Source organism: Rhodococcus sp. NPDC076796 (genome assembly GCF_040702765.1).
GTDB lineage: Bacteria > Actinomycetota > Actinomycetes > Mycobacteriales > Mycobacteriaceae > Rhodococcoides.
Window position 1 is genome coordinate 1 of sequence record NZ_JBFBMS010000013.1, and the last position, 25,260, is coordinate 25,260.

Consider the following 25,260-nt stretch of genomic DNA (forward strand, 5'->3'; position numbering starts at 1 on the left):
ACGCGCCAGGCTCACAGATTCTCGCAGCTCGCGTACACGCAGGCCCGGCATCCAGCCCGAACTCGTCGCCATCTAATACGTTGCGTTACCGGTAATTGTCGTTATTGATAACGCGGGCGAGTCCCGTAGAACGCCTCAGGCCTAAATGTCTACGGTCAGCGGTTCAACACTTGCCGCCCCTTACATACATAGCACTAACATAGAGGAGTGACGGACACATTTCGGGGCCAGGTGCACGTCGATACGGATTGCGGCGTCGATGACGCCCTTGCTCTTGCCGTGGCGGCGAGGCTGGGCAACCTGCGCAGCGTGACGACTACGTGGGGAAACTGCACTGCGTTGCAGGCGGCCGCGAACGCCGATTACATAATCCGCCAGACCGGCGCAACTTCGATTCCGATAGTCCCCAATAACGCGGTGCCTCCGTCATCGTGGACGCCCTCGGACGTCCACGGTCGTGACGGACTGGGAGACGCCGTCGGCCTCGCGCCGATGCCGGCTTCGACGATGGACTATTCAGCCGCACAATCCATCGTTGAGTTCGCCCGAGCTGCGGGGAGAGCCGGTCGGCTGCTTGCCATAGCACCGTTGACGAATGTCGCAGCGGCTTACCGACTGGACCCGGAAGCCATGTTGTCGTTGGAACAGGTGGTGATAATGGGGGGACAAGGCTTAGCTACGCGGTCAGCTTGGCTTGATGAGTCCGGTGACACAAACACGCGACACGATCCAGCAGCAACCGCAGAGATCGCGGCAAGCGCTCTTCCCGTCACTTGGGTTGGCATCGATGTGACCCGGCACGTCCTGCTGAACTCTCGCTCGTTCGGTAACTCCAGTTTGGGTCTCAACCTTCTCTCCATCAGCGAGGGGTACGGACGAGCGCGAGCGAGCTCGTACGGTTACGACGAGGTCGGGCCAGGATGGCGGGTCCCGGCCCACGACACAGTTGCCGCTACCGTCCTCCTCGCACCACAGTCTGTCGCTAGCGCCTCCGCCCACCCGATAATCGATTCCGTAGCTGGATCGGAAGTGCTGCGCGGCCGGCGGACATCGTCAGATTTGGAGTCGGCCCAGCGCTTTGTGATTGCACCACCTAGGTTGCCCACGGTGGACGATCTCATACGAAAGGCGTTCGACGAGTGAGACTCCGCGATCGATTCGAGGTGCAGAGGATTCTCAGAGGTGCAGTCCGACACCGCGCGCGCACGATCCAAGCGCTGGTCGACTACTCCGAGCAGGTGACGGGGAAACAGATCACGGTTCGTGCCCTACCTGGATTGAGTTCTGTCAGCGGAGCCGTCAGCGATAGCGGGCGAGATGCAACGATCTACTACTCTCGGGACGGCGGAGAATGGCGGCAGCGAATCGTTATCGCACACGAGCTCGCACATCTATTACTCCGCCACACTTGCGAGCGCGCCAACTCTCCGAGGATCCGCGACATCCTGCAACTGTTCGCCGGTCTGCCCGAAAGCATGGTAATCCAAGCCTTGGAGCGGGCAGGATTCAAAGACGAACCCAACACTGAATCCTCGAACTACGACTCACCTGAGGAACAGGCAGCAGAAACGCTCGCGAGCAAACTTCTGGTGTTAACACTGGCTTCCGATGATGACTTCAACACCCTTAGTGCATACCAGCGCTGGGTATCAAACTCATCAATTGTAACGACGTTCATGGGTACAAGATGAAGAATACAATACCGTTGTACTTGGACTTGGCAATAGTTGCACTTGCACTAACATCAATTATCGCTCGAAGCATCTTCATGCGGACGCGGCAGGCGCGCTGGTTTACCCTACTCGTCACCTGCTTCTGCGCCGCTGACCTTATCAAGATGGGTCTGGTCAACGACCTATTGACCGACGTTCTGGACGCTCGGGCAGTTCGCGTCCTCGCACAGATATTTACCGTCGCCGCCGCCTTTGTCGCTTTTGCTGCTGTACGGGACGCAGAAACGACATGGGAGGGTCAACCTCGTCGGGCCGCGAATCGCATGATCGTGCGAGTAGTAGGGTGTTGGTGCGCTACATCGTTGCTGTTGATTGGAATAGACCTTGTGGCCGACGACCGCACAGGAGCGATAGAACTAGCTAGCCCCGGGTGGTCTATCGTTTACTTTTCGGTTTATGCGGGAGCAATACTGTGTGCCGACGGCTATGCCCTAACGCGTGTTGTTGCCGCGCTACGGTCTCACCAGCGTGCGGAAAGACCGCCCGGAGCATTGAGTCTCACGACCCTCGCTATTTTCGTCACAACAGGTCTGAATTCGTTGAGCCTGCTCTGGTACGCCATTGCAAGCGCCACCGGCAGAATTGGTCCAGCTGAGAGGCTTCAACGAGATAGCAACGGAAACCTCTTCGCGTATTTCACGCTCGGAATCACAATTGTCTCTATTGTAGGACTTATTAATTGGTTCGCACGTCGACGCGGAGAAGACAGCGACCTGGCATCCGCGATGCGTGGGCTGCCGATCGTCTGGAGGAGGCTCGTAACTGAAGTCCCCTCAGTACGGTTGATACCGACATCACCACTCGATCGCGACGAGGCCGTAGTAAGAATGGTCACCGAGTGCATTGACGCTCTGGTGATCCTGCATCACGCCGAAAGTGGCACAACCGGCCTGGGGTCCTCTGCTAGCGGTCCCGGCGAGGTTCTTCGTCTGGCTCGCGCGGCAGATCCGAAGCGGGCAGCGCCTTCCCTCGAAGTTTGAGCTGCCCGGGGCCGGCGGTGACCACCGCCTCCAGAAACAGAAACCTCTCATCCATTTCAGGTCTCTCTCCGTAGAACCATTCAACAGCCAGCCCAAGATGATCAGCGAGCCTCTCAAGCTCGTCGTTCTCCAGGTGGCCCGATTCCACAGCCTCGACACTGCACCCCGTCCGCCTGCTTACCTCGGCGGATGTGATGCCCAGTGCATGCAGTGCGCATCGCACTCGATCAGCCGGAGACATCAGTGGCTTTGTCATCGCTGGACCCTCCTCCCACCGCAGGGCGATCTTCGGAACTGGAGGATACCTGAGAGTGCAGCCGCCGCCTTTCCTTGTTGGCCGCTGTCCGGGCCGGCGTCTCATCGTCGGCGGGCCGAGACATGAAAGCCTCGATTGCCTGTGCCACGCGCGCCGCAGGAAGACCGTCGGACGCGTTTGAAGCCAGCATTGCCGATACGACACGCCCCACCAGAGGCGACAATGCGCTTCTGAGCTCAGCGATAGCGTCCGTAAGTGCACCGCCCACCGGCTCGTAGATTCTCGCGGCATGAGTGATCGAGTTGGCGGCTTCGACAAGTGCGGTCAACGAGCCCACAGCAACCCGCAGCTCTCCGCTTCGAAGCGCAGGGCCACGTTCGTCGCCGGCTTCGTTAAGCGGTTCTCCACCTGCGTAAACGCTCATGGCGCTGCCCGCCTGCCAATTCAGCGCCTGGTCAAGCTTGCGAAAGGTGGGCGCTCGCAAGGGCGGGGTTCGCCCACTCTCGATCCTCACCATTGTCGGTTCAGAAGGCCCACCGCGTTCCACCACGGCGGCAAGACTTAGACCTAATTCCTTGCGTCGCTTGTGAACGACGTCCGCAAGGTACTGACCGTCAGACATGGCCTTGGAAGGGGTTTCCCCCGGGCAGGTAGACGTACTTATATGTAAGCGTTATATTAGTGCGGTGGATAGGTCCTCATCCTTTCGTCAGGCTCACAGAATAGAGGTGCTTTGCATGGCGAGTAATGCACTCACTTCACCATCGCCGCCTCTTCCGGTCTGCAGTCATCCAGCGAGCCCTTCCACTGTCACGCACGACGATAACCACTGATCTAGGTAGGTCAGGGTCAATACCCAGCTCTAGCCGCGACAAACCGCGGTCCGTTCGGAGGACTGCTATGACATCTTCCCACCTAGGCACCCTGTTACACCTCAACTCAGGGTGTGAGCCCCCTCTTTGCTCGGCCATCAACAGCGGAGTCCATGGCCTGGCCGTGTGTTCCCTCCCCGCCGACCACGGCGGGCAGCGCCACGAAATGCGCTGCGACGAAGACCCCCGCGTGGTTCTTGCAGCATGGCGGACCGACGCCGACATCTCACCCGTACGCGACTCCCCGCCGCACACCGCAGCCTGACCCCTGACCCGAGTGGGCTCCCCCCGGATACCCCACTCGTGAGCTACAGGAGCTCCCCGACGCCCTGTAGCTCGACCGGTGGACCGGCGCGAGGGTCGCGCAGTGAGCGCATTTCATCATGTTCAGCGCTGCGCGGCCCCGCCGGGACATCACCCCTCGAACTCACACCCGTTCTCACAGAAAGGATTCCGATACCCGATGTGGCTTTTTCAGCAGCCTTGGTTCTGGTCGGTGGTCTTCGGCTGGCTCTGAGCCTCTAGCACGTGATGGGTGCGTGCGACTGGCCCACAACCTATGGATCGCACGCACCCATCCGCCTTCTCTACTCACTTCATTTAGAACCAATTGTCGCCAGAACGGTTGCTCCGCAATCGCATTCACCAGAACGACCCGACCATCGGGTCGCACCAGGAAGGGATCGACACACAATGCCAGCAACACCGGGCACCGGACACCACCGCTCATCCAACACGCGAGGGCGGGTGATCAAATCGCTGCCCGCCATGGCTGCGGTGACGATCGCAGGCCTGACCATGCAGGCCGCTCCCGCGCAGGCCGCACCCTCGCAGCCGGGCGTCATCGCCCCACAGGAATCGCAGCCGGGCGTCACCGGCACACCGCAAACGGCTCCGGCCACCCCGCCGCCGGCCGCACCGGAAGAACGCCAGTACCTACCCGGCTACCAGCCCTCACCACAGGTCCAGCAAACCCCGTCGCGTAGCTATGACGACTACCTGGCCGGTAACCAGCAGTCCTCGTACTACCAGAACACCTACTACGAAGCCCCTGCTCCGCAGGCCGCCCCGAGCGAAGCACCCCCGGCATTGCAGGCGACTCCGCCGCCCCCGCCGCCGGTCCCGACGGTGCAGCGCAAGGTCATCGCCCCGATCGACGCACCTGACGGTTACTTCCTCGTCGGCGGTGAACTCGTTCCGTACGACCCGAACATCGTAGACCGCAATTTTGTCGAGCAGTTCAACAACACCACCCAGGCAATCCAAGCCGACGGTGGTAACTGGCTCGTGGACAACGGTTTCGCCGATGCACCTCGTGCTGACCGCATCGCGGCCGGTACCGCCACCGGTGTCATCACCGGTGGCGCGGTCGGCCTCTCGGCGTCCGTCGCCCCGGCCGCAGTGATCACCGGCACCGGTGCCGCTATCGGTGGCGCGCTCGGACTTGCGGCAACAACTGCGGGTGCTGTCGCAGTTCTTCCGGCCGGACCGATCGGGTACATCTTCGTTCCCGGTGCGGCAGCACTTGCCGGTGCCGGCGTCGGTGCTGCCCTGTCGGCACCGATCGTGCTGGGCCTGACCGGCGCGGGAGCTGTCATCGGCGGTGTCCTCGGTGCCACCGTTCTCGGCGGCGAACAGCAGATCATCGAAGAGCCCGCGCCCGCGGTGGTTCCCCCGGCCGCCGACAGCGTTCCAGAGATCCCACCGGCCGCGACCGTCGATCTCCCGGGACCCGTCGGGCAGGTTCGCGACACTCTCGCCGCCGATCCGAACGGCCGCCAGGTTCTCGCGGCCGCCGACACGGCAGTCCAGAACGCTGCACCGATCGTCGACAAGGCCGTCAGCGATGCGTCGGTGTGGACCGCACCGGCCGTCGAAGCAGCGCAGGGGTTCACCTCGAAGGCCCTCGAGCAGCCTGCCGTCGCCGACACCGTCGCGGCGGTCAACACCGCAGCCGCACCGATCGTCGATCAGGCCAACGCCGCGCTCGCAGGATTGAACGCCGCCTTCGCCCCTGCGTGACCGCTCTCTCCCCGGATTCATCTCTCCCCGAAAGGATTCACCCTCATGGCGCGTGAGCACCACGGTTCGTCGATCGTCAGCGCCACCGGCCCGAGCCGGTCTCCGAGACGTCCACAACCACCGCGCGCCGCATCCGGATCCCGTGGCCGCAGTCGTCGCCGAGCAGCCCTGCTGTTCGGCGGCGCTGCTGTCACGGTCGCCGCGGTCGTCACCGGCGTCATCGTGGCCACCGGTGACGACCCGGAACCCGCGCAGGGCCCACTGCCGGCCGATGCACTGATCACGTCCGCGCCGTCGACGTCCACCGACACCTCAGCTCCCAACGAGAGCTCACCGACGTCTGCTCCTGCCGAGTCCGCGCAGGGGGATTGCTCGATGCCCGCGGGCGGGCAGGACAGCGGCGAGAACGCCATCAGGGCATTCGAGCACCGCCTGTACGTCGAACGGTCCGGCGCTGCCGCGTTCGAGCTCATCTCTCCGGCCGCCCCGCCGTTCACCAGCGTGGCGAACCTCGATGCAGGTATCGCCGCGACTCCGGTCGGCTCGACGTACTGCCTCGACCTCGATCCGGTTCTGCCTGGGCTGTTCACCCTCACCGTCAGTCTCGTTCAACCCGACGGGACACCCGGCCCGAAGTACCGAACCCAGCGCGTCACCACCTCCGTGGTCGACGGGCGTCATCTCATCGAATCGATCACCGAAGTAGGGGAATAGACCATGCGCAGTGCCGTCTCCGTCCGACTCGCCGCCCTGACCGCCACCGTGGCCACCGGACTCGTCCTCGTGGTCCCGGTCGCCTCCGCCGCACCCGCAACCGGGTCGCCGTGTGCGCGATACGTGGCGGTCCTGGCACCGGGAACCACCGAGACCCGCGCCGATGCCGACCCCACCAAACCGGCCGGGATGCTCGGACAAGTCGGCCAGGAGTTGCAGCGCCGCTACGGATCTCAGATCCAGGTCGTCTACCCCTCCTACCCGGCACAGGCGTTCCTCCAGTCGGGCATGACGTACGCGACCTCCAAGACCGAAGGCGATCGGGCCACGGTCGACGCCCTCACTCGCTGCCCCGGCTCGAAATTCGTCATCGGCGGCTACTCCCAGGGCGCTCAGATCGCCAACGACGTCGCGGTCGATATCGGGACCGGGTCCGGACCCACTCCGCCGGCCTCGGTACTGGCGGTCGCACTGTTGGCCAACCCCAAGCGCGGCACCGCAGGTGCGAAGGTCGTCGGTCCCACCCTCGCCGGTCAGGGAATCGGAGGACCCGACGCCCGCGGATTCGGTGCCCTGTCGGGGAAGGTCTTCGACATCTGCCACCCCGACGACAAGTACTGCAACACCGAAACGTCCTCGAACTCCTTCCTGGCCTCGCTCGGTCGCATCCTCGCCAACCCACCCGGCACCGTCGAAACAGCAGCCGGAGCCACCGTCACACCCGGCACCGGCGCGACCACAGCCACCGCAACCGGCCAATCCACCGCAGCAACCGCGACAGGCCAGTCCACCGCAACATCGACGCAGCCCACCTCGACCAGCGCCACCGAAAGCACCCCCACTCCGTCGACGTCCTCGACCCCCGGAGCCGCGACAGCCACCGGCGCAGGTGCAGGTGCAGGTGCGTCGTCGTTCCTGGACGCAGTCACCTCCGACTACGGATTCGCCGACCTCTCCGCTGCACCCGGTGCCGCGTCCTCGCTGGCAGCGTCGGTGGACAAGCTGCAGAACGCCGGCGCTCCGACCTCGACCTCGTCGGCTCTCGACATCGCCGAGATCGGCCAGCAGGCCAAGCTCCTGTCCGGCACGTTCGCACCGGTCGCCCAGACACAGTCGTGGATGGCAGCGAACCCCGCCGCCCGCGACGGCCTGCGCACCGCGGCCGAAGGGTCACCGGAAGCAGCGACCAGCGGAGTCGTCGACGCGCTCGATCAGATCGACATCCCGAAGATCGTCGGTGCCGCCGACCAGGTCGTGAGCTTGGCGAGCAGCGTCCTGTCGGGGGCATCGGCTCTGAGCGGGTCGGCCCCGTCAGCGGCCGGCGCGGTCCCCACCGATGCTGCGAGCACGTTCGCGGCCTTGTCCGGCCCCGCGCAGACGTTGAGCACGAGCGTGTCTCCGCTGGCCAGCACCCCGGCCGATCAGCTGGCGACCGCGACATCGGTTCTGTCCGCCATCAAGCCGGTCACGATCATCAACCAGGTTCTCGGCGTGGTGACCGGGGTGACGTCGGTCGACTACAACGGCGTCGCGGCGAACCTGCAAGCCCTCCCCGGATTCTTGCTCTCGGGCAACATCAAAGAAGCGCACCGAGTGTCGGGTGAGCTGAACAATCAGCTCTCTCCGCTGGTGAAGATGGCTGCCGGTGTCGACCTGTCCTCGATCGCGCGGTTGATCAGCCTGATTCCGGACCCGTCCGGCACCGCAGCAGCGACGTCGATGGTGGCGGGTCTGCTGGCGAACGTCGACGTCATCCGCCTCGCCCGCGACGTCGGCCAGCTCCAAGAGGTCGCATGGCAGGTCGTCGAGACCGGAAACCTCCTCGCTCTCGGTCAATTGCTGCCCATCGGAATCGATCTCGCCAACGTCGCGCTCGGTGTCCTGATGCCGAGCCAGAAGATGTCCGCCGACCAACTGCACGCACCCACCGATGCGATGACCGCGCTGATGAGCACCCAAGCGCAGAGCAGCGACCTTGTCGGACTCGGGAATTCGGCCTTGGCGACGGTCACGTCCCCGGACGCCGCAGCTCTGGGGCAGGTCGTCGACGCCGGGGTAACCGCAGCGAGCTTCCTGGGCTCGCGGGTGCACGAGTCCTACGGCCAGTGGCTCGTCGACGGCAAGCGCACCGCCCTGCAGGAAATGGTCGAGATCTACACCGACGCAATCGGAGGCTGACTCCGGCACCCGACACCTGTTCTGCCAGAACACAACACCGCATATTCACACCGCATTTTCACCACCAGATGAAGGACATTCGGCAATGGGCACGCAGTCCAGCTCCACCAAGACCGGCATGAAGGCCGGGGCCGCGATCATCGCGGCCGCGGTGATGCTGGTCGGTGGCCTGGTGCTGGGCAGCGACAACCCGAAGAAGATCGACGACTGCCTGCCCACAGCCCCGGTGTCCGGGCAGGTGGCACCGGGACCGGGCAACAAGACCCAACCCGTGCTGGCCGGAACCTACGAGATCACCTCGGGTTTCGGTCCTCGGTGGGGCACGATGCACCGCGGCGTCGACTTCGCCGGACCCCTGGGCACCCCGATCTACGCGGCTACCTCGGGAACCGTCGCCGAAGCCGGTCCGGCAGCGGGGTTCGGCAACTGGGTCATCATCGACACCACCATCGACGGCCAGCGACTGTCCACCGTCTACGGCCACATGAGCGCCGACACGATCACCGTGAAGAAGGGCGATCAGGTCACCGCCGGTCAACATATCGCCGGCATCGGCAACGAAGGCGGATCGACCGGCCCACACCTGCATTTCGAGGTCTGGCAGGGCGGGCGACTGCCCGACGGCGCGGGAACACCGACCGACCCGCAACCCTGGCTCGCCGGTGCCGCCGAACCCACACCAGCCGCCCCTACGACCCCGGACACCGCGGCCGCCTCGTCCCCGGCGATCGTCAATGCCGCCTCGGTCCGCCCGATCGGCGGGGCCGGATGCGCCCGCCCCGCGATCGGCGGCTCCGACCTCAAACCAGGCAGTGTCCCACCGGAATTCGAGCCGTGGATCGTCCGAGCAGCGGCCACCTGCCCGGAGATCACCGCCCCGCTCATTGCCGGGCAGTTCAAGCAGGAGAGCAAGTTCGACGTCAACGCCTACAACGTCCGGTCCGGTGCCACCGGGCCCGGACAGTTCCTGCCCGCCACCTGGGAGCAGGAAGGCGTCGACGGAGACGGCGACGGCAAGCGGGAGATGAACTCGGTCGCGGACGCGGTGATGTCGATGGCCTCCTACGACTGCAAGATGGTCGAGCTGTCGAAGAAGGGCCTCGCCGATGGCCGGCTGACCGGCGACGTCGTCGATCTGGCGCTGTCGATGTACAACTGCGGCCCCGGTGCCACTCTCTCCCAGGGCCACACCTGCGCCAACAGTGAAACCCAGGGCTACATCACCAACATCCGCGAATTCGCGATCGAGGAGTTCACCGCACCGGTCGCGGCGATCGTTCCCGGCGGTCCGTCGTCCGGATCGGCGGTCGTCGACGCCGCAACCCGGTGGCTCGGGACCCCCTACGCCTGGGGCGGAGGCGACGAGCACGGACCGACCGTCGGCACCCGAGACGGCGGGGTCGCCGATATGTACGGAGACTTCGCCAAGGTCGGCTTCGACTGCTCCGGTCTGGTCAAATACGCCGTCGCCCAGGCCACCGCGGGCCGCATCGTGCTCCCGCACCTCGATTCGGCCCAGATCACCGACTCCCGCGGAACGACGATCGCCAACCCCGCCGACCTGCGACCGGGCGACGTCATCCAACCCCACTCCGGACACATCTTCATCTGGATCGGTGCGAACACCGTCGTCGAAGCTCCCCAGTCCGGAGACGTCGTGAAGATCTCGCCCTGGACCCCGCCCGCGTCCGGACTGAAAGCCAAACGCTTTGTCTGACAACACGCTTGAATGCCCGCCCTACCCGTCCACCGATGAAAGGCAGAACCCCAAGATGACCGTTTCGGCAGCAACCGAATGGGAGCAAGCAGCGGCCGCAGTGCACTCGGCCGCCGACACCCTGCGCGACTACACCAGCGCGGACCTGCGGGCGTGGGCGAAGGAGAACAACCTGTTCGCACGCTCGATGTGGCCGAAGATCAAACGCGAACTCGTCAAACAACTCGATATCGACTACGACGAGCTCCGCGAGCGTGAAGCGATCACCCGCAAGAACGAAATCGCCGCCGCCGCAGAGAATGCACCGCTGATCGAGCTGTTCGCAGCGGGCGATGACCGCGGCAGCTTCGCCGTCCTCGGACCGGTCGACGACGCCGCCTGGTACGGCACCTTCCACCGCAACGACTCGGTATTCCGCAAAGGCAACCAGACCTCCGCGGACGACTCCGCGGCCGGGAAAGCGATCTTCCTCGCCGGCAAAGCCCGCGAAGACGCCGGCGTCGACGCGGTGCGCCTGCTGCTCCACATCAGCAACCCTCACGTCGACGGAACGGCACTGGCGGGCGTCGCAGCCAGCCACGGGGTCTCCCTCGAACTCGACATCACCGATGACAACCGCGCAATCGACTGGTGCGAGGAAACCGGATTCCAGGCCTGGCAAGCGATCCGGCTCTCGGACCTGTTCGTCGACGAGGACCCGTCGTGACCGCCGCACGCAAGGCCGCCATCGCCGCCGCCCTCCTGGTCGCGGTCGGCCTGGCCGCGGGTTGCTCGTCCACCGACACCGCCGCACCGTCGCCGACCACCACCACCGCAGGTGCACCGGCGCAGCAGTGGACCCCCGGCGCGGCCCCCAGCGCCACCCAGAACCGCCCGCCGGCCACCACTCCCGCCCAGGTACCGGACACCCTGGCCGGCGTCGACGACAGCGATCCTGTCGCGGTCGCCGATGCGGTGGTCACCACATGGTTCACCTGGAACACCACCGTCGACGCCGGCCCGAACGACGCCGCCGCCCGCGCCGGGTCCGCTCTGACCGACCGCTTCCGTGAGCAGCTCCTCGCCACCACCCCCACCGGGAGCCCGGGCGGTCAGTGGCTCGAATGGGCCGCCCGCGACGCCCAGGTCTGGCCGACGGTGTCCAACGTGCCCAACCAGGGCGCGATCGACACCGCGAGCGCTGTGCACCGGATGTACCAGGTCGAGCAGACCGCGATCGCAGCCGACGGCTCGGTCGCCGGCGTCGACACCGTCCAGGTCGCCGTCCTCGTCACGGGCGACGACGGCCGCTGGAAAGTCGATGCGGTGCAACAACTGTGACCGATGACCGCGCAGCACACCCCGGATCCGCCCCCTCCCCGAAAGGAACTCCGATGAGCATTCCTGACCCGTACAGCGAGCACCGCGAGAACTACGAAGCCGAAACCGCCGTCGACCTCCGCAAGCAACGCCTGCGCCGCCAGAGCGCCCCCGAGCCTGCCGCCCCCGAACCCACCGACGATGACGGCGAGCCGCAACCAACCGAGCTCACGGGCGACGAGGTGTTCGCCGACCCCTACCAAGTGGGTCAGGATGCGTTGGCCGCCAACGAAGAACCTGTTATCGACGTCCCTGCCGAGTACGGCGGCCGCGACTTCGACTCCGAGACCGCCGATCTCGACAAGCGCCCCGCCCTCTGGGGACTACGCGGCCGGGTCAACGCCGCGTTGGGATTGACCCGCCCACCCCTACCCGATTCCGCCGAAGCCCGGTTCCGGCAGTCGGTGCGGCGAGTCCAGCAGCCGCTCCCGGGATGCATGATCGTCTCGGTCATCGGCCTCAAGGGCGACGCCGGCAAGACTTCCACCACCACCGCGCTGGCGAACACCTTCGGCACTCACCGCGGCCGGGGAGTCGTCGCCTGGGATGCGTGCGAGAACTCCGGAACTCTCGGCCATCGCGCGGACCGCACCACCGACCCCGAACTCGGACCGTGGGACATCCTCGAGAACGCCCGCGCGCTGGCCTCCGCCGACGCGGTCTCGGGCACCCTGGGTCACTACCTGCGCCTGCAGCCCACCCACGACGAGGTCCTGGCCTCCGACAGCTCGACGAGCCGCCAGAGCGGTATCGGGTGGGACGAATGCGCCGCGCTCATGGCTGTGCTGCGCCGTCACCGTGACCTGATCATCGTCGACACCGGTAACAACGCCACCGCCAGCAATTGGCAGTGGGCCGTGCAGCATTCCGACATCCTGGTCATCCCGCTTCCGCTGCGCCGCGACATGGCGATCCTGACGATGAACATGCTCGACGGCATCATCGCCCGCGGCTACGAGCACCTGGTGCGATCGGCGCTGATCCTGACCGTCGTCCTGCCCGGCGACAAGGACTCCGTCGACACAGCACTGCGGCTCGAAGGCTGGCTCGAGAAGGAGCTCGAGGCGATCGGCGGGGTCGGACGCATCATGCGGATGCCGTACGAGCCGAAGTTCGCCAGCGGCGAGCGAATCCACTATCACGAGCTGAACCGAGCCACCGTCGAGGCGTACACCAACGTGGCAGCGGAAATCGCCGACAGGCTCGCCGATCGCGCATACGAGCGGACCGCCGAATACGCCGATGCGTACGCCCCACAGGAGTTCACGCGCCCCTCGCAGGCCGAACGCCGCCCAGCACGTCGCCCGTACTCGATACCCCCGCAGTCGGTACCGCAGCCCGCTCCGCAGAGCTACGACGACGGCGAGGACTACGACCGGCACCCGCCCCGCGAGCAGTGGCGGCCGCGAGCCGTCCCACCCCGAGACCAACCAAGCCGAGAGGACCCGTTCCGATGACCACCGAACCCGTCGCCCCATCCGACCCTGTTGCCCCACTGACTGTTTGCAGTGAAAGGACGCTACCGATGACCACACCGCCTCCCACCCCGACCCGTGGCCGTACCCTCGCTCGTCGCGCAGGGAAGGCCGCAGCGATGACCGCCGCCGCACTCACCCTCGCGGTCGTCTTCGCCGGCCCCGCCTCCGCCCAGGACTTCAACCCGATCAGCGGTGTCAAGCCGTCGTTCGAGTTCCTCGGCCCGGCCTTCCAGAACGTGTGGGCGCGGGTCGCCGCCTCGATCTGGGGTGTTCTGCTCGCCGGCGCATCGGTGAAACTGCTTGTCGCGCTGTACAAGATGCGCGCTGCGAAAGCCGGCGGTTACGGCGCGGAGATGAGCGACTCGATGGGCGAGGCGAAAGTCGCCGGGGTCGCGGTCGGCGCTCTGGCCATCGGCGGCGTCATCGTCGGCGCAATCATGTTCGTCGCCAATCCCGGCTGACCTGTCACCAACGACGTTTTGGCTCAAACCCATTCGATGAGAAAGAAGAACTGACATGGCACGAGATTTTTCCGCAGTCGGCAGTACCGGCTCGACCACCAGCGCGACGGGATCGGCGTCCGGCTCGCCCGGATCGGGCCTGTTCGGACTGCCCAAGTGGGTACTGGCGATGATCGCCGCCGCCGTGGCGTTCGTCGTCGTGATTGCCGTGGTCGTGTTGACATCCGGGGGGAGCGAGAGCTCCACCGATGACGGAGCCGACGCGATCCGCGCCGCGCACGGCCCGACCACCACCATCGACGGCGTCCCTGCCGGCTACACCCGCGATCAAGCGGGTGCCCAGACCGCCGCGGTGAACTTCACCCAAGCCAACGGCCAAGCCTACGCAGGTCGCATCGATGCTCAGCGCCTCAAAGACGTTGCCGTAGCGGCAGAACCGACACCGGCGTTGACAGAGGTCCTCGATGTCTCGTCCGAGCGCCAAGAGACCGGGCGCGGCACGGTCAACGGCGTTCCGATGATCGTCACAGTGGAGAACTTCTCGCAGGATTCGGCGACGGTGTCGGTCTGGGGCATGGGAGTGAGCCAGAGCCGGGTCAGCCAGGACAGCGACAAAGTCGGCATCTTGGCCATCTACTCCACCACCACCGTGACGATGGTGTGGGAGAACGACGACTGGAAGGCCAAGGACTGGAGCTACAAGTCCGGCCCCACCCTCGAGGAAGCACAGTTCCCCGCCGATGAGTCCTCCCTCGCAAAGCAGGCCGCGGACGGCTTCTACGCCTTCTACGTCAACTGATGAAGGGTCGGCCTGCGATGTGGCGAAGGATTCTGTTGACGATCGCTGTGGCGGTCATTGCGGCCGTCGGGTTCGCGTGGCCCGCGGCCGCGCAGCCCTCGGCTGTTCCGGCACCGGTTCCCGGTGGCGGATCGACCGCGACCACGACGGCGAAGAAGCTGCCCGAGACCTTTCCTGCGGATCTCCGCAAATACATCGCAGGTACCGACGAGTTCAAAGCAGCACCGTGGTTCACCGGGCCCTGCAAGGACAAGGGCGGCGACATGGGCCAGTACGTCGGATCGGTGATGAGCAACGAAGGCCGCCTGCTGTACTGGACGGCCACCGAGAACGACCGCATCGCGCGGTGGACCGCCGCGGTGTCCGTGCGCAAGGACCCGGTCCTGATCGGTGTCCTCATCGATGCCGGCGCGGTCGGCTCGCAGACCACCGGTGTCGATCTCGGGGTCGAGCAGAACCGCAAGGCCGCGCTGTCCATCACCGACGATGCGGTGCTCGAATCGTTCTACCCGCCGGTCTATCCCGCCGGCGATACCTCGATGGCGCCGCCGGCCCCGACCTGCGCACAGGATCTCGCTCGGTGGACGACCAAGACTTCGAGCACCTGGGGCTTCGAGTGGGCTTCGACTCCCGATACGGCCTCGCTCGCCGAGATGCAGGCGCAGCCCAACGCCGACCAGGTTCCCGAGCAGGCCTGGACCGACGCGTGCGGCGAGGGAGTGCCCGGATCGCTGTGCATGCACGCGATGTACGTCAACTGCAGCAAGGCAACCGACCGCGACGACGAGGTGACCTGCCGAGAATGGAACACCCGGATCGGAAAACTGTTCGGCGGCACCATGAACTGGATCGATCAGAACACCAGCTTCAGTGACCGCCTGAGCGAGACCCTTGAGTCGGCGTTCAAGGCGACCCCGCAGTACAAGGTCGGCAAAATGTACGTCGACGGGTTCTCCTGGGTATGGGACAACACGGTCGGCACGGTCGGCGACATCGTCGCCTTCGTCAAAGACCCCTCCGACGTCATCGACTCCTGGGCCAACAAGCTCAAGAGCGCCGCCGTCGGCACCACCACATCGGTCCTGCACGGGCTCGCCGGTGTCGGGGAGTTCAACCCCACCGACCCCGAATTTCTCAAGGTTTACGCGATGTCGACGGGTCTGGGCATCTTCGTCATGGCGCTGATGGTGCTGCTGGCGATCTACAAATCTTCCGACGGCAGCAGACCCGCCATGGAGCTGGCCAAAGACCTGTTCGCCTATGCCCCGGCCGGCGTGATGATGATGCTGTTCGCGCCCTCGTTCGCGCAGCTGTTGATCTCGCTCGCACACGAGCTCTCGGTCACTCTGGTCTCGTGGCTCGGTAGCTCCACTGATGAGGTGGTCGACAACATCTCCTCGGTCCTGGGCCCGTTGACCGACACCACCCTGATCGGCGGTGCCGTCGGTGCCATCGTCGGGTTCGGGCTGATGTTCCTCGGCGCGTTGTCGCTGTTCTTCGGGTTCTTGATGCACGCGAACGCCCTGCCGATCCTCGCGGTGGTCTCGGCGATCGCATTCGGCATGTGGGTGCATCCGACCTGGCGCAAGAAGGCCCTTCGCCCGGTGATGGTGTTCCTGGGCATCGTGTTCTCGAAGCCTCTGATGTTCGTCCTGCTCGCCGCCATCTTCGCGGCCATCAACATCTCCGCGGCCGGCGCGGTCGCGGACGACGGCGAGCTCGAATCCCTCGGGGACCTCGGCTCGATCGCCGTGTGCCTGGTGATGATCGGACTGGCCCCGTTCGCGCTGCTCAAGTGGTCTCCGATCCTGCCGAGCGCCTCCGATTCCGCCGACTTCGGCAGTAGCGGGTCGGCGACGGGTCAGATGATCGGATCGAGCGCCGGGATGTACCAGATGCGCGCCGGTGGCGGCGGCGGAGGAACCGGGGGCGGCGGGAGCGCGGCCTCGCGCAATGCCGGTGTCGCCGATGCACCCGGCCGCGTCGGTGGCGGCAGCGGTGCTGGCGGCGGTGGCGGTTCCCGGCCGGGTAGCGGCTCGTCGGCATCGAGCACCCATGCCGGTCAGCAGAGCGGCCAGACCGCATCGAAGTCCGGCGGTCTACCGGGCAAGAGCGGTGGCCACGGCGGCGCGAAAGCAGGTGGCTCGGAATCCAGGCTGCTCGCCGCCGCCGGAAAGACAGCAGGAATGGCCGCAGGTGCCGCAACCGTCGTCGCTCCGATCGCCCTCGCCTCGGCCGGGGCCGCGATGAACAAAGCCGGAGCGGCCGCGCAGAGCGCACCCGAACACCCCGACAGCGACAACTGATGTCCCACAACACGAACGGAGAGACCATGACCGCCACGGCTGACATCGGCTGGTTCGGTCCGCACCCAACGCCGACCGCGCGGCGGGGGGCGCGGCGGTGAGCGGGCCACGGTCGGCGATTCTCGGCCGTCAGACCGCGCGCCGGGGAGTGCTCCCGTTCCCCGAGCCGGTCGTCGCAGCGTGGGCAGCCACGCTGGTGGTGGCCCTGTATCTGCTGTTCATGGTCGGGCAGTCGACGTGGACGTTGGCGATCGATGCCGTCCTGATCGGCGGCGTCCTCTGCGCGACACTCGATTTCGGCCTGCACGAGTCCCACGCGGCCCGCAAGGTCAAAGCGATCCGAAACCGGCAGCGCCGCAAGAGAGGCGAGCACGTCTGGGTCTCACCTTCCGATCCGCACTACGGCGACCCCGCCCTCGATCCGGGGTGGACGATCCCGGTTCCGCTGTACCGCACCGAGCCGGTCGACCTGGCCGGAACGGGCCTCGACGACATGTTCATCCTCGAACACCGCACCCCGGGCGACAACGACTACTACTCCGTTCTCATCGCGAAACAAGGCCTGGCCGAAGGCCTGCGCGGCGACGACGCGTGGGCGGTCACCTCGGCCGCGTTCGGGCGAGTACTCGCCGGGTTCGCCAAACGGTCCTCGTTCGTCCGCGGCCTGGAGCTGCTGCACCGCAGCGTCCCGGCCGACATGGTCCCGCACGAGAACTGGGTCACCGAACAAATAGCGGCCGGCGACCCCGACATGGCCGTGGTTCCGGCGATCCGGTCCTATGGACAGCTCATCGACCGCATGAGCCCGTACTCCGAAGAGCACCGCTCCTACGCGGTGCTGATCTTCCCGAAATCGGCCTCGTTCCTCGCCGAAGCCGCGCGCATCGCCCGACGCAAGGACGCCCCGCTTGTCGGCGGTATCGCCCAAGTCATCCGCGATGACACCGCCCGCGCCGTCAGCGCCCTCGAGCGCGCAGGAATGGGCCGAGTGGAGGTCTACGGCGAACAGCGCGCCTGCGCGGTCCTGCGGGCATTCCAGGACCCCAGCTACCCCCTCGACGCCCACAGAGGCGTCCGGTGGGACAACTGCTGGCCCTCCTACGTCGGACGGGACGAATCGGTCGAGGTCGCCGGCACATGGCACACCCGAGTCGGCATCATCCCCACCCGCGCCATCGAACCGGTCGAGGTCGGCCCGCTGTGGCTGGCGACCCTGCTCACCGGAGTCGAACCCGACACCGGCGACGACGAGATCCCCGCAGCACCGACCATCCGAACGGTCACCGCACGAATGGACTTCGTCGAGGCATCCAAGGCCCGCGCTGCAACCAAAAAGGACGTCACCCAGGACAAGGCCCGTCAGATCACCGAAGAGCGCAAGGGAAAGATCACCGACGGTGCATCGGAGGTCGCGATCAGCGAATCCTCCCGTCGCCGTGAAGATCTCAAGCCCGGCACCGGGCACCACGGAATGATCTACACCCTCGCCGTCTCGGTCACCGGCCACGACGAAGACGACGCCCTGCGGGCGTGCACACGCGTCGAACAGGCCGCCGACGACTGCGGTATCGGCGAGATCGAATGGCAGGACAACCGCCACGACGTCGCCGCATTCGTCACCTTGCCCCTCGGCCGCGGACTCGCGGCCACCAAATGGACCCGCTCCCGATGAACCGACCCCCGAGTCCGCCGACCACAGAACGAGGCGAGAGACGATGACCAGTACCGACAACAAGCAGGACCGACGCCGTGGCCACGCCGCCAAACCGCGCACCGCCCGCCGTTTCTCGCTGACCCGGCGAAGCAAACGCACCGGCCCCGATCTGGCCGCGCAGGCCGACACGGCCGCCACTCTCGCCGCGGCACAGTCCGCCGGCATGATCACCACCCGTCGGCACCCGCCGACGCGGAAGAAGTGGCTCGACCGATGGGGCTGGTACGAGATCCGCGTCGAGGGCGCGTGGACGACCACCCGGCAGGGCGAAGCACTGAACCTGGCCACGATGCGCCGCTCCGTGCGTCACGAGGGCCTGCTGACCGGGCTGAACAAGATCAGTCAATCCGGAGTAATCACCGACCCCTACGCCCTCTACGGGTCGGAAATCGAGAACATCAACATCGCCGTCATCGGCGACATCGGCAAGGCCAAGTCCTCGCTCATCAAGACCGCGATGTGCCTGCGCCAACTGGCACTCCCGAACCGGCAGGTCGTGGTGATCGACAAGAAACGCCAGGGCAACAAGGGCGGCGAATACAGCGGGATCGCAGATGCGGTGGGCGCTGGTTCGATCCGATTCCGCACCGGCACAACAGGAATGCGCATCAACCTGCTCGACCCCGCGATCGCCACCGGCGTCGAACGCACCGACGGAGTCGCCCCGGCCGGCCAGGAAGCACTCGTCGGCGCAGTCATCGAGGACACGATGGGTCGCCCCCTTGTCGAGACCGAGAAAGCCGCACTCGGGCTCGCTCTGCAAGTGGTCAACGACCGCGCCGCCCGCGAGAACCGCGAACCGATCCTGATGGAACTCGCCGACGAGCTCCTGGGTCCCTCCGAAGACAGCGGCGCAGCGTTCGGTGAGCAGTGGGCGCAGGAATCGCGGCGTTGGGGCCTCAATCCCGGTCTGGCGCTGCGAGAGCTGTGCCTGGGCGACCTCAAGGGCCTCGTCGACGGCGCGACCTCACCGGAAGTCCGCGCGGCTCTCGATCACCCGTTCGTGCACTTCGATGTCTCGGCATTGCCGAACAAGGGTCCGGCCCTGCGGGTGATCATGACCGTGATCAACACCTGGTTGGCGAACGTGCTCGCCTCGCGGTCCGCACGGCACATGCAAACCCTGCTGCTGGTCGAGGAAGGCTGGCACGTCGCCGACGGCTCCACCGGAAAGGTCTTCCGCGAGAACATGAAACTCTCGCGCGGTCTCGGACTGTCGACCGTCTCGGCGTTCCACCACATCTCCGACCTGCCCGTCGATTCGCCGGCGCGGGCGCTGATGAAAGAAGCCGGCATCGTCTTCCTCTACGGGCAGGACCGGGTCGAGGACGCCGAAGAAACCGCCCGCATGTACCACCTGCCGCCTGGGTCTACCGAAATCATCATGTCCCTCGCCAAGGGTCACTGCCTGGTCAAATACGGCAACGCCGACCCGATCCTGATGGAACACGTGCGCTCGGATCTGGAAATCGCACTCACCGACACCGACGAAGTGATCAAAGGAGCAGCAGCATGACCGACCACTCACGCAGCGCAGCGCTCTCGCACCCTACGGCCGACCGCTCGACTTTGGTGGGTGTGGACTTGACGACCCTCGATGCGGCGGGCAGTACCACCGTAGGTCGACTGTTCCGGTCTCGTTCAACAGCAACAGCATTCGCCCTGACGCACGCCGCGCAGTCCTGGGCCACGCTGGTCTCACTCGACTTCACCGTCTACGAGTGCGATACAGCGTCACTGGATTCGGCATCGGAGGGCATGTTCTGCGCGTGGGACGAGGTGTCCGTGACGGGCTCGGTAGCCGAAACAGCCTGCGCTCTGGCCATTCTCGACGAATACAGCCTTGGGGTGAGGCGGGCGAGGTTGCCGCTGCCCGCTGCTCTGACGGCCGAGATCTACACACTGAGCAACGCCGTCGCTTCACCGGTGCATTCATCACGGGTCGACGACCCCGAGACGGTGGAGGTTCGCCTGTGCAGCATCAGGCCGGAACCCCTGCCGCACACCAGAACCTCGATAGGGTTCTACGACAGCGACGACGCCGAGCGGGTGGCCGGGGTCCTGGCGTATCGGTTCGGCGGCGACATCGCACCAGCGACCGAACGGGGCTGCATCCAGGTCCACCACAGCGCCGACATCAGCGACAGTGACCGCGCCGCAGTCGCCCGCTACACCCGCATCGGCGAACTGCGCGCCAACATCGCCGCACTGGACCCGCGACGAGACATCGCGGCGATCACGCGCCTCGACGGCGAGCTCGACACCCTCTGCTCGGCCGTACTCCGTCGACGATCGACCCCCTCGCCCACTCCCGTCGCCGGCAGCGACGTGGTCCGCAGATACCTTCCCGCGCCTGCTCCACAGCCCGACTCGACCGAGGACCGCCCCCGATGAGCACACCAGAACTTCGCCCCACTCCCCCGGTACTTCCCTACGGCACCGGACCCGTCGTCGGCTTCGTCGCCGGTGCACTCGTCTCCGTGGTCGGCGGCGGCTACCTGTCCGGGCTGCTCGCGGGCACCGGACCCGCACTGCCCGCCGGCATCTACGGGGTGATCCCAGTGGTGGTAGGCCTGTTCAGCAACCCATCCGACCCCGCGTCGGCGTGGCCGGCCGACTCCCAACCGGGCGGCCCCGTCCTGACCTGGCTGTGCATCGGCATCATCGCGGCCGCGTGCATCCTGCTCGGAGCGGTCGTCTCGGCGAAAAGCATGGCCCGCAAAGCATCTCGGCGGGTGCGTGCGAACGGATTCGCCGACCGAGACGCGCTCGCAACGGTCGGGATCGACGAGAAGAGCGCGGTGAAGAAAGCCAAGGCCACCCGGCTCTCCCTCTCCGACGTCCCGGTCCGCCGGATCGAGGCAGCAGCGGAGACCACCCGCATCGGCACGCTGTACGACGACAAGAAACAAGGGGTATTTCTCCAGTACCGGGACGGTGTGCTGGTCGAAGGCCCTACCGGATCCGGTAAGACCTGGCGCATGTTCTACAAGGCGGTCGTCGAGGCGATCGGGCCGGTGGTGGCCACGTCGACCCGCGGTGACCTTTTGCGCGCGACGTGGGCCGAGCGCGCGGCTGTGGGCAGGGTCGAGGTGTTCGATCCGGACGGGCTGACGGTGTATCCGAACAAGATGCAGTGGTCGATTCTCGACGGCTGCGACGACCCCGAGGTGGCCATGCGGCGTGCTGCGGCGTTGGTGCAGGCCATGCCGATGGACGGTACCTCGAATTCGAGCTACTGGAACGGCAAAGCCGCGATGCTCATGCGCGGTTACCTTTATGCCGCAGCGGTATTGGACAAGGATCTGGTCACACTGCGGGTGTGGGCCGCCTCGCGCAACGTCAAGCCCGTCCACGAGGTTCTGTCGAGGGATCTGCCGGACTGGGACGCAGACCTGAGTCAGGCGCTGGAATCGAAAGCCGATTCCTCCGACGACATGATCGGTGCCTGCACACGCCTGCTCGAGCCGCTCGCGTCGCCGAAGCTGATGCGCTCACTCAATGTCCCGCTCAGCGAATCGGCGGATCTACGTTCCCTGATCACCGAAGGGCGCAACACCATTTATCTCATCTCCGAGGGTGGCAGTGCGTCGGCGGCCGCAATGACCACCGTGCTCTCGGCCGAGCTCTATCACGTGGCGAAGACACACGGCCTGACCCAGCCCGACGACAAGATCGACCCGCCGCTGCGCATGGTGCTCGACGAGATGAACAACGTCGCAGCAATCCCGAACATGCCCTCGCTCATCACCGACTCCGGTGGCCGCGGAATCCAGATCTGGGCAGGAGTGCACTCCCGGCTGCAGAACGAACAACGCTGGGGCCACGTCGCCGGGCAGCAACTGTCCAACGACTCCCCCACTCGCCTGTATCTGACCGGTCTCGGCGACGCCGACGAGCTGGCGACGATCTCGAAGGGCCTGGGGATGCGTGATGAATACATGAGCGCATCCCGGATGGCCGGGCCCCGGTCGGTCCCGGTCATGGCCGGCAGCGACATCGCCCGGATGCCCGCCGATCAAGCCCTACTGCGCTACCGGGAGGCCAAACCGATCAAGCTGCACGTTCCCTCCGTCTGGGACGTACCCGTGCTCGCCGCCCGAGTGAAGGCCAATCAGAAGGCGTTCGACGAGTACTGCGCTACCGCGCACCAGGAGAACTGACGTCATGGCACTCCCGGCGTATACCCCCGGCTCGATCGACTGGCCGTACCTCGACAAGGACAGCGCCGCCCGACTGTGGGTCGAGCTCGGCACCTGGGTGGAATGGCTACGCGACCGCTACGAGCTCGGCCGCACCATTCCCCCGTGCTGGTTCAAACACGGCCCAGTGGTCGAAGAGCTGACCGCAGCGATGTTCGCCCGCCGTGAGGCGTACCAACAGGGCAAGAACGCCTATCACGGCGGGCCCGCAGCGTGGCACTACCAAGTTCTCTGGCCGATGGTGCACCGAATGAAGTCGATCACCGACTTCGAGCAGTGCACTCCCCACTCGTGCGGGTTCACCCCGCCGACGCCGGCCGTCGCCGGCGACTTCGCCGAATTCATCGCCACCGACATCGACGAGCGCGACGCCGCACCCGCCGCGACCCCATCGGAACTGACGATGGAGCAGGTCATCGACATGATCGACACCGACCGCGCTGTCGCAGAAGATCCCGCCGACGACTTCACCGCCGTCATCATCGACGACGCACGGTGGGAGTACGACGAAGCCACTGAGACCTACAAGCCTGCCCCTTGAGATCGATTCCGGAACAAGGGGTGTCGAGTCGCGGTCCGGCGGACGTCCGGACTGGCACTCGTCTCTCATCCCACAGCGTCAAGGCCGTACAACGTAAAGTCTCTGCGATGCCCCTGCTATCGAAGTCACTCAGCGAATCGGTGACACTCGAAGATATATCCATCAGGACATTCACATTCAACGTCGTTGGCACCCGCCCCATTCGGCGGTTCTCCTACCGAACCATCGAGCACATCACAATCCCCGCCGACGCCTTGTACACAAATTCCTGGGTATCCGTGCCGCCTGGAATATTTCACCCAGGGAGCACCTTCACCACCGAATATGCACATGGCGCTGGCCCCGGACCTGTTCTCGTGGAAGTTCGGTACACCATCTCGGCACTGCTACCGTTCTGGTTCCTCTCCCAACAGTTCGTGCTGCGCTAGAACTAGACCCAACGTTCTTCCCTGGCTTGCACACCGAACGAGCCCCACCACACTGAGTGTGGTGGGGCTCGCCGGCGAACTGGAACGACTAGCAGAGCTGCTTGTTACCGGTGTCCATCAGACCGATGCCGTTGGCGTTGCCGATCTTCACGCGGAAGGTCACGCACGCACTGCCCGGGGCGTACACCATCGGCGTCCAGTAGCTGTTCGGGCTGTTGCCGTACGAGGGCGACCACTGCCAACCCGAAGCCTGCGAGGCAATGCCGGCTTCGCTCTGCCGACCGGCTGCACCCGTGACGCGGACCCAATTCGTACCGCAACTGGGGCTGTACCGAACCTCGACCTTTCCGGATCCGAAATACGTGTTCTCCCAGATCGTCTGGGCACCGTTCGCGCACCCGGTCGAGAGCGGATCTCCGCTCGGGGCTGCCTGCGCCGTACCGGCAGCGCCGACAGTCAGAGCTCCGGCTGCAGCTCCTGCCATGGCCAGGGCTGCGATGTTCCTCTTGAGTTTCACTGGACTCTCCTCATCCCGAGAACACTGTCGGCAAAAGGCTTTTCACCGCTTCCGATCCCGTGGGACAAGACTGCACCCGCACATATTTATGACGCACCCGCTAAATTAATGGATCGCCTCGCGCACTCGCGCGACGCCGGGGGGGAGCACCGTCATGGACGAGGGTAAGAACACGCGTGGGCGGGGTCGGCCGCCGAAGAAGCTCGATCCACCCACCGATGCGCTCGGACGCTTCGCCAACCACGTGCGATCGGGACGTGCGATCGCGGGATTGAAGCAGACCGAGCTCGCGGACCGGGTGGGGTGTACACCAGGAAGCCTCAGCCAGATCGAACGCGGCATCCTGCGTCCGAGCCCAGCGTTGGCCACGGCGCTCGATCAGGCTCTCGGCTGCCACGGCTTGCTGCTGTCTCTGTTTCGTGATGCCCAGGAGGAAAAGGACCGAAAGACCGCTGACCGCATCGGCCGCTCCCACGACCCGACGACCGGAGCGCTGTCGACCGAGCTCACGCCTGCGGATCTACACCTCGAGCCCGGGGATGTGTCTCTGTGGGTCGCCGACATCACGATTCCGGACGGGACACTGATGGCTCCCGGCGAACGCTTCACGAAGATCTGGCGCGTCCGAAACGGTGGATCGGTCCACTGGGAAGACCGCTACATCAAACGGATGGGCCCTCTCGGCGGTTCCAGCCAGGTCGCAACCCCCAGCCTCACGCCGATCCCCGACACCGCACCGGGTGAACTCTGTGACATCGCAGTGGAATGCAAAGCCCACGTGCTGCCCGGGAGCTCGCAAGCCAATTTCAAGATGAGTGACGCGCACGGCCGCCTGTACTACCCGAACACCACCCCGGAAGGCGTCTTGTTGGCGATCACGGTCGTAGAGGGACTCACTTCCCGCTCGGCCGCCGATCGGTCACGCGACGTTCGGGGACTGTGAACCGCCAGTTGCACCGTTCGAAAGAACTCAACCCCGCCAC

General features: G+C 65.7%; 20 protein-coding genes. 18 read left to right on the forward strand and 2 right to left on the reverse strand.

The genetic code is table 11. The features are described 5' to 3' along the window. Positions 1–231: 231 nt before the first annotated feature. A complete protein-coding gene (locus AB0366_RS24385; protein ID WP_366246346.1) occupies positions 232–1,143 on the forward strand; it encodes a nucleoside hydrolase in 912 nt (303 codons plus the stop codon). Further along, positions 1,140–1,691, forward strand: coding sequence for an ImmA/IrrE family metallo-endopeptidase (locus tag AB0366_RS24390; protein WP_366246299.1), 552 nt, complete (start codon positions 1,140–1,142; stop codon positions 1,689–1,691). The genes AB0366_RS24385 and AB0366_RS24390 overlap by 4 nt, the downstream gene beginning before the upstream one ends. 945 nt (positions 1,692–2,636) lie before the next feature. On the opposite strand, the gene AB0366_RS24395 is transcribed toward AB0366_RS24390, so the two are convergent. Then, positions 2,637–2,969, reverse strand: coding sequence for a helix-turn-helix transcriptional regulator (locus AB0366_RS24395; RefSeq protein WP_366246300.1), 333 nt, complete (start codon positions 2,967–2,969; stop codon positions 2,637–2,639). A gap of 1,565 nt (positions 2,970–4,534) precedes the next feature. Between AB0366_RS24395 and AB0366_RS24400 the strand changes: the two genes are divergently transcribed. From AB0366_RS24400 to AB0366_RS24470, 15 genes are all read left to right on the forward strand, one after another. After that, positions 4,535–5,863 (forward strand): hypothetical protein, encoded by a 1,329-nt coding sequence (locus AB0366_RS24400; RefSeq protein WP_366246301.1) that lies wholly within the window; start codon positions 4,535–4,537, stop codon positions 5,861–5,863. Positions 5,864–5,908: 45 nt separating this feature from the next. Then, positions 5,909–6,577, forward strand: coding sequence for a hypothetical protein (locus AB0366_RS24405; RefSeq protein ID WP_366246302.1), 669 nt, complete (start codon positions 5,909–5,911; stop codon positions 6,575–6,577). A 3-nt stretch (positions 6,578–6,580) separates the two neighbouring features. Then, positions 6,581–8,755, forward strand: a complete 2,175-nt coding sequence (locus tag AB0366_RS24410) for a cutinase family protein (protein WP_366246303.1) — start codon at positions 6,581–6,583, stop codon at positions 8,753–8,755. Positions 8,756–8,840: 85 nt separating this feature from the next. Beyond that, entirely contained in the window at positions 8,841–10,472 is a 1,632-nt protein-coding gene (locus AB0366_RS24415; RefSeq protein ID WP_366246304.1) for a peptidoglycan DD-metalloendopeptidase family protein, read from the forward strand. Between the two features lie 55 nt (positions 10,473–10,527). Beyond that, on the forward strand, positions 10,528–11,178 hold the full coding sequence (locus AB0366_RS24420; protein ID WP_366246305.1) for a hypothetical protein: 651 nt from the start codon (positions 10,528–10,530) through the stop codon (positions 11,176–11,178). Further along, positions 11,175–11,792, forward strand: coding sequence for a hypothetical protein (locus AB0366_RS24425; RefSeq protein WP_366246306.1), 618 nt, complete (start codon positions 11,175–11,177; stop codon positions 11,790–11,792). Before AB0366_RS24420 ends, AB0366_RS24425 begins: the two co-directional genes overlap by 4 nt. 53 nt (positions 11,793–11,845) lie before the next feature. Further along, entirely contained in the window at positions 11,846–13,288 is a 1,443-nt protein-coding gene (locus tag AB0366_RS24430) for a ParA family protein (RefSeq protein ID WP_366246307.1), read from the forward strand. 68 nt (positions 13,289–13,356) lie between these two features. Further along, a complete protein-coding gene (locus tag AB0366_RS24435; protein WP_366246308.1) occupies positions 13,357–13,770 on the forward strand; it encodes a hypothetical protein in 414 nt (137 codons plus the stop codon). A gap of 55 nt (positions 13,771–13,825) precedes the next feature. After that, entirely contained in the window at positions 13,826–14,569 is a 744-nt protein-coding gene (locus tag AB0366_RS24440; RefSeq protein WP_094619218.1) for a hypothetical protein, read from the forward strand. A gap of 35 nt (positions 14,570–14,604) precedes the next feature. After that, a complete protein-coding gene (locus tag AB0366_RS24445; protein WP_366246309.1) occupies positions 14,605–16,875 on the forward strand; it encodes a hypothetical protein in 2,271 nt (756 codons plus the stop codon). A 97-nt stretch (positions 16,876–16,972) separates the two neighbouring features. Continuing rightward, positions 16,973–18,547 (forward strand): hypothetical protein, encoded by a 1,575-nt coding sequence (locus tag AB0366_RS24450; RefSeq protein ID WP_366246310.1) that lies wholly within the window; start codon positions 16,973–16,975, stop codon positions 18,545–18,547. A 43-nt stretch (positions 18,548–18,590) separates the two neighbouring features. Next, a complete protein-coding gene (locus AB0366_RS24455; protein ID WP_366246311.1) occupies positions 18,591–20,105 on the forward strand; it encodes an ATP/GTP-binding protein in 1,515 nt (504 codons plus the stop codon). Then, the gene (locus tag AB0366_RS24460; RefSeq protein ID WP_366246313.1) at positions 20,102–20,983 is read left to right on the forward strand and encodes a hypothetical protein; all 882 of its coding nucleotides are present in this window, start codon (positions 20,102–20,104) and stop codon (positions 20,981–20,983) included. The genes AB0366_RS24455 and AB0366_RS24460 overlap by 4 nt, the downstream gene beginning before the upstream one ends. After that, positions 20,980–22,752 (forward strand): TraM recognition domain-containing protein, encoded by a 1,773-nt coding sequence (locus AB0366_RS24465; RefSeq protein WP_366246314.1) that lies wholly within the window; start codon positions 20,980–20,982, stop codon positions 22,750–22,752. Before AB0366_RS24460 ends, AB0366_RS24465 begins: the two co-directional genes overlap by 4 nt. Positions 22,753–22,756: 4 nt before the next feature. After that, a complete protein-coding gene (locus AB0366_RS24470; RefSeq protein WP_366246315.1) occupies positions 22,757–23,332 on the forward strand; it encodes a hypothetical protein in 576 nt (191 codons plus the stop codon). Between the two features lie 516 nt (positions 23,333–23,848). Here the strand turns inward: AB0366_RS24470 and AB0366_RS24475 are convergent. Further along, on the reverse strand, positions 23,849–24,277 hold the full coding sequence (locus tag AB0366_RS24475) for a DUF2690 domain-containing protein (protein ID WP_141214649.1): 429 nt from the start codon (positions 24,275–24,277) through the stop codon (positions 23,849–23,851). A 154-nt stretch (positions 24,278–24,431) separates the two neighbouring features. Here AB0366_RS24475 and AB0366_RS24480 point away from each other — a divergent pair, with 154 nt between their 5' ends. Further along, on the forward strand, positions 24,432–25,220 hold the full coding sequence (locus AB0366_RS24480) for an NBR1-Ig-like domain-containing protein (protein WP_366246317.1): 789 nt from the start codon (positions 24,432–24,434) through the stop codon (positions 25,218–25,220). Positions 25,221–25,260: the final 40 nt, after the last annotated feature.

Bases quoted from the DNA above. Each gene is read 5' to 3' on its own strand.
- AB0366_RS24395 (WP_366246300.1), bottom strand. From the start codon at position 2,969: ATGACAAAGCCACTGATGTCTCCGGCTGATCGAGTGCGATGCGCACTG.
- AB0366_RS24400 (WP_366246301.1), top strand. From the start codon at position 4,535: ATGCCAGCAACACCGGGCACCGGACACCACCGCTCATCCAACACGCGA.
- AB0366_RS24405 (WP_366246302.1), top strand. From the start codon at position 5,909: ATGGCGCGTGAGCACCACGGTTCGTCGATCGTCAGCGCCACCGGCCCG.
- AB0366_RS24410 (WP_366246303.1), top strand. From the start codon at position 6,581: ATGCGCAGTGCCGTCTCCGTCCGACTCGCCGCCCTGACCGCCACCGTG.
- AB0366_RS24415 (WP_366246304.1), top strand. From the start codon at position 8,841: ATGGGCACGCAGTCCAGCTCCACCAAGACCGGCATGAAGGCCGGGGCC.
- AB0366_RS24420 (WP_366246305.1), top strand. From the start codon at position 10,528: ATGACCGTTTCGGCAGCAACCGAATGGGAGCAAGCAGCGGCCGCAGTG.
- AB0366_RS24430 (WP_366246307.1), top strand. From the start codon at position 11,846: ATGAGCATTCCTGACCCGTACAGCGAGCACCGCGAGAACTACGAAGCC.
- AB0366_RS24435 (WP_366246308.1), top strand. From the start codon at position 13,357: ATGACCACACCGCCTCCCACCCCGACCCGTGGCCGTACCCTCGCTCGT.
- AB0366_RS24440 (WP_094619218.1), top strand. From the start codon at position 13,826: ATGGCACGAGATTTTTCCGCAGTCGGCAGTACCGGCTCGACCACCAGC.
- AB0366_RS24455 (WP_366246311.1), top strand. From the start codon at position 18,591: ATGACCAGTACCGACAACAAGCAGGACCGACGCCGTGGCCACGCCGCC.
- AB0366_RS24460 (WP_366246313.1), top strand. From the start codon at position 20,102: ATGACCGACCACTCACGCAGCGCAGCGCTCTCGCACCCTACGGCCGAC.
- AB0366_RS24465 (WP_366246314.1), top strand. From the start codon at position 20,980: ATGAGCACACCAGAACTTCGCCCCACTCCCCCGGTACTTCCCTACGGC.
- AB0366_RS24470 (WP_366246315.1), top strand. From the start codon at position 22,757: ATGGCACTCCCGGCGTATACCCCCGGCTCGATCGACTGGCCGTACCTC.
- AB0366_RS24480 (WP_366246317.1), top strand. From the start codon at position 24,432: ATGGACGAGGGTAAGAACACGCGTGGGCGGGGTCGGCCGCCGAAGAAG.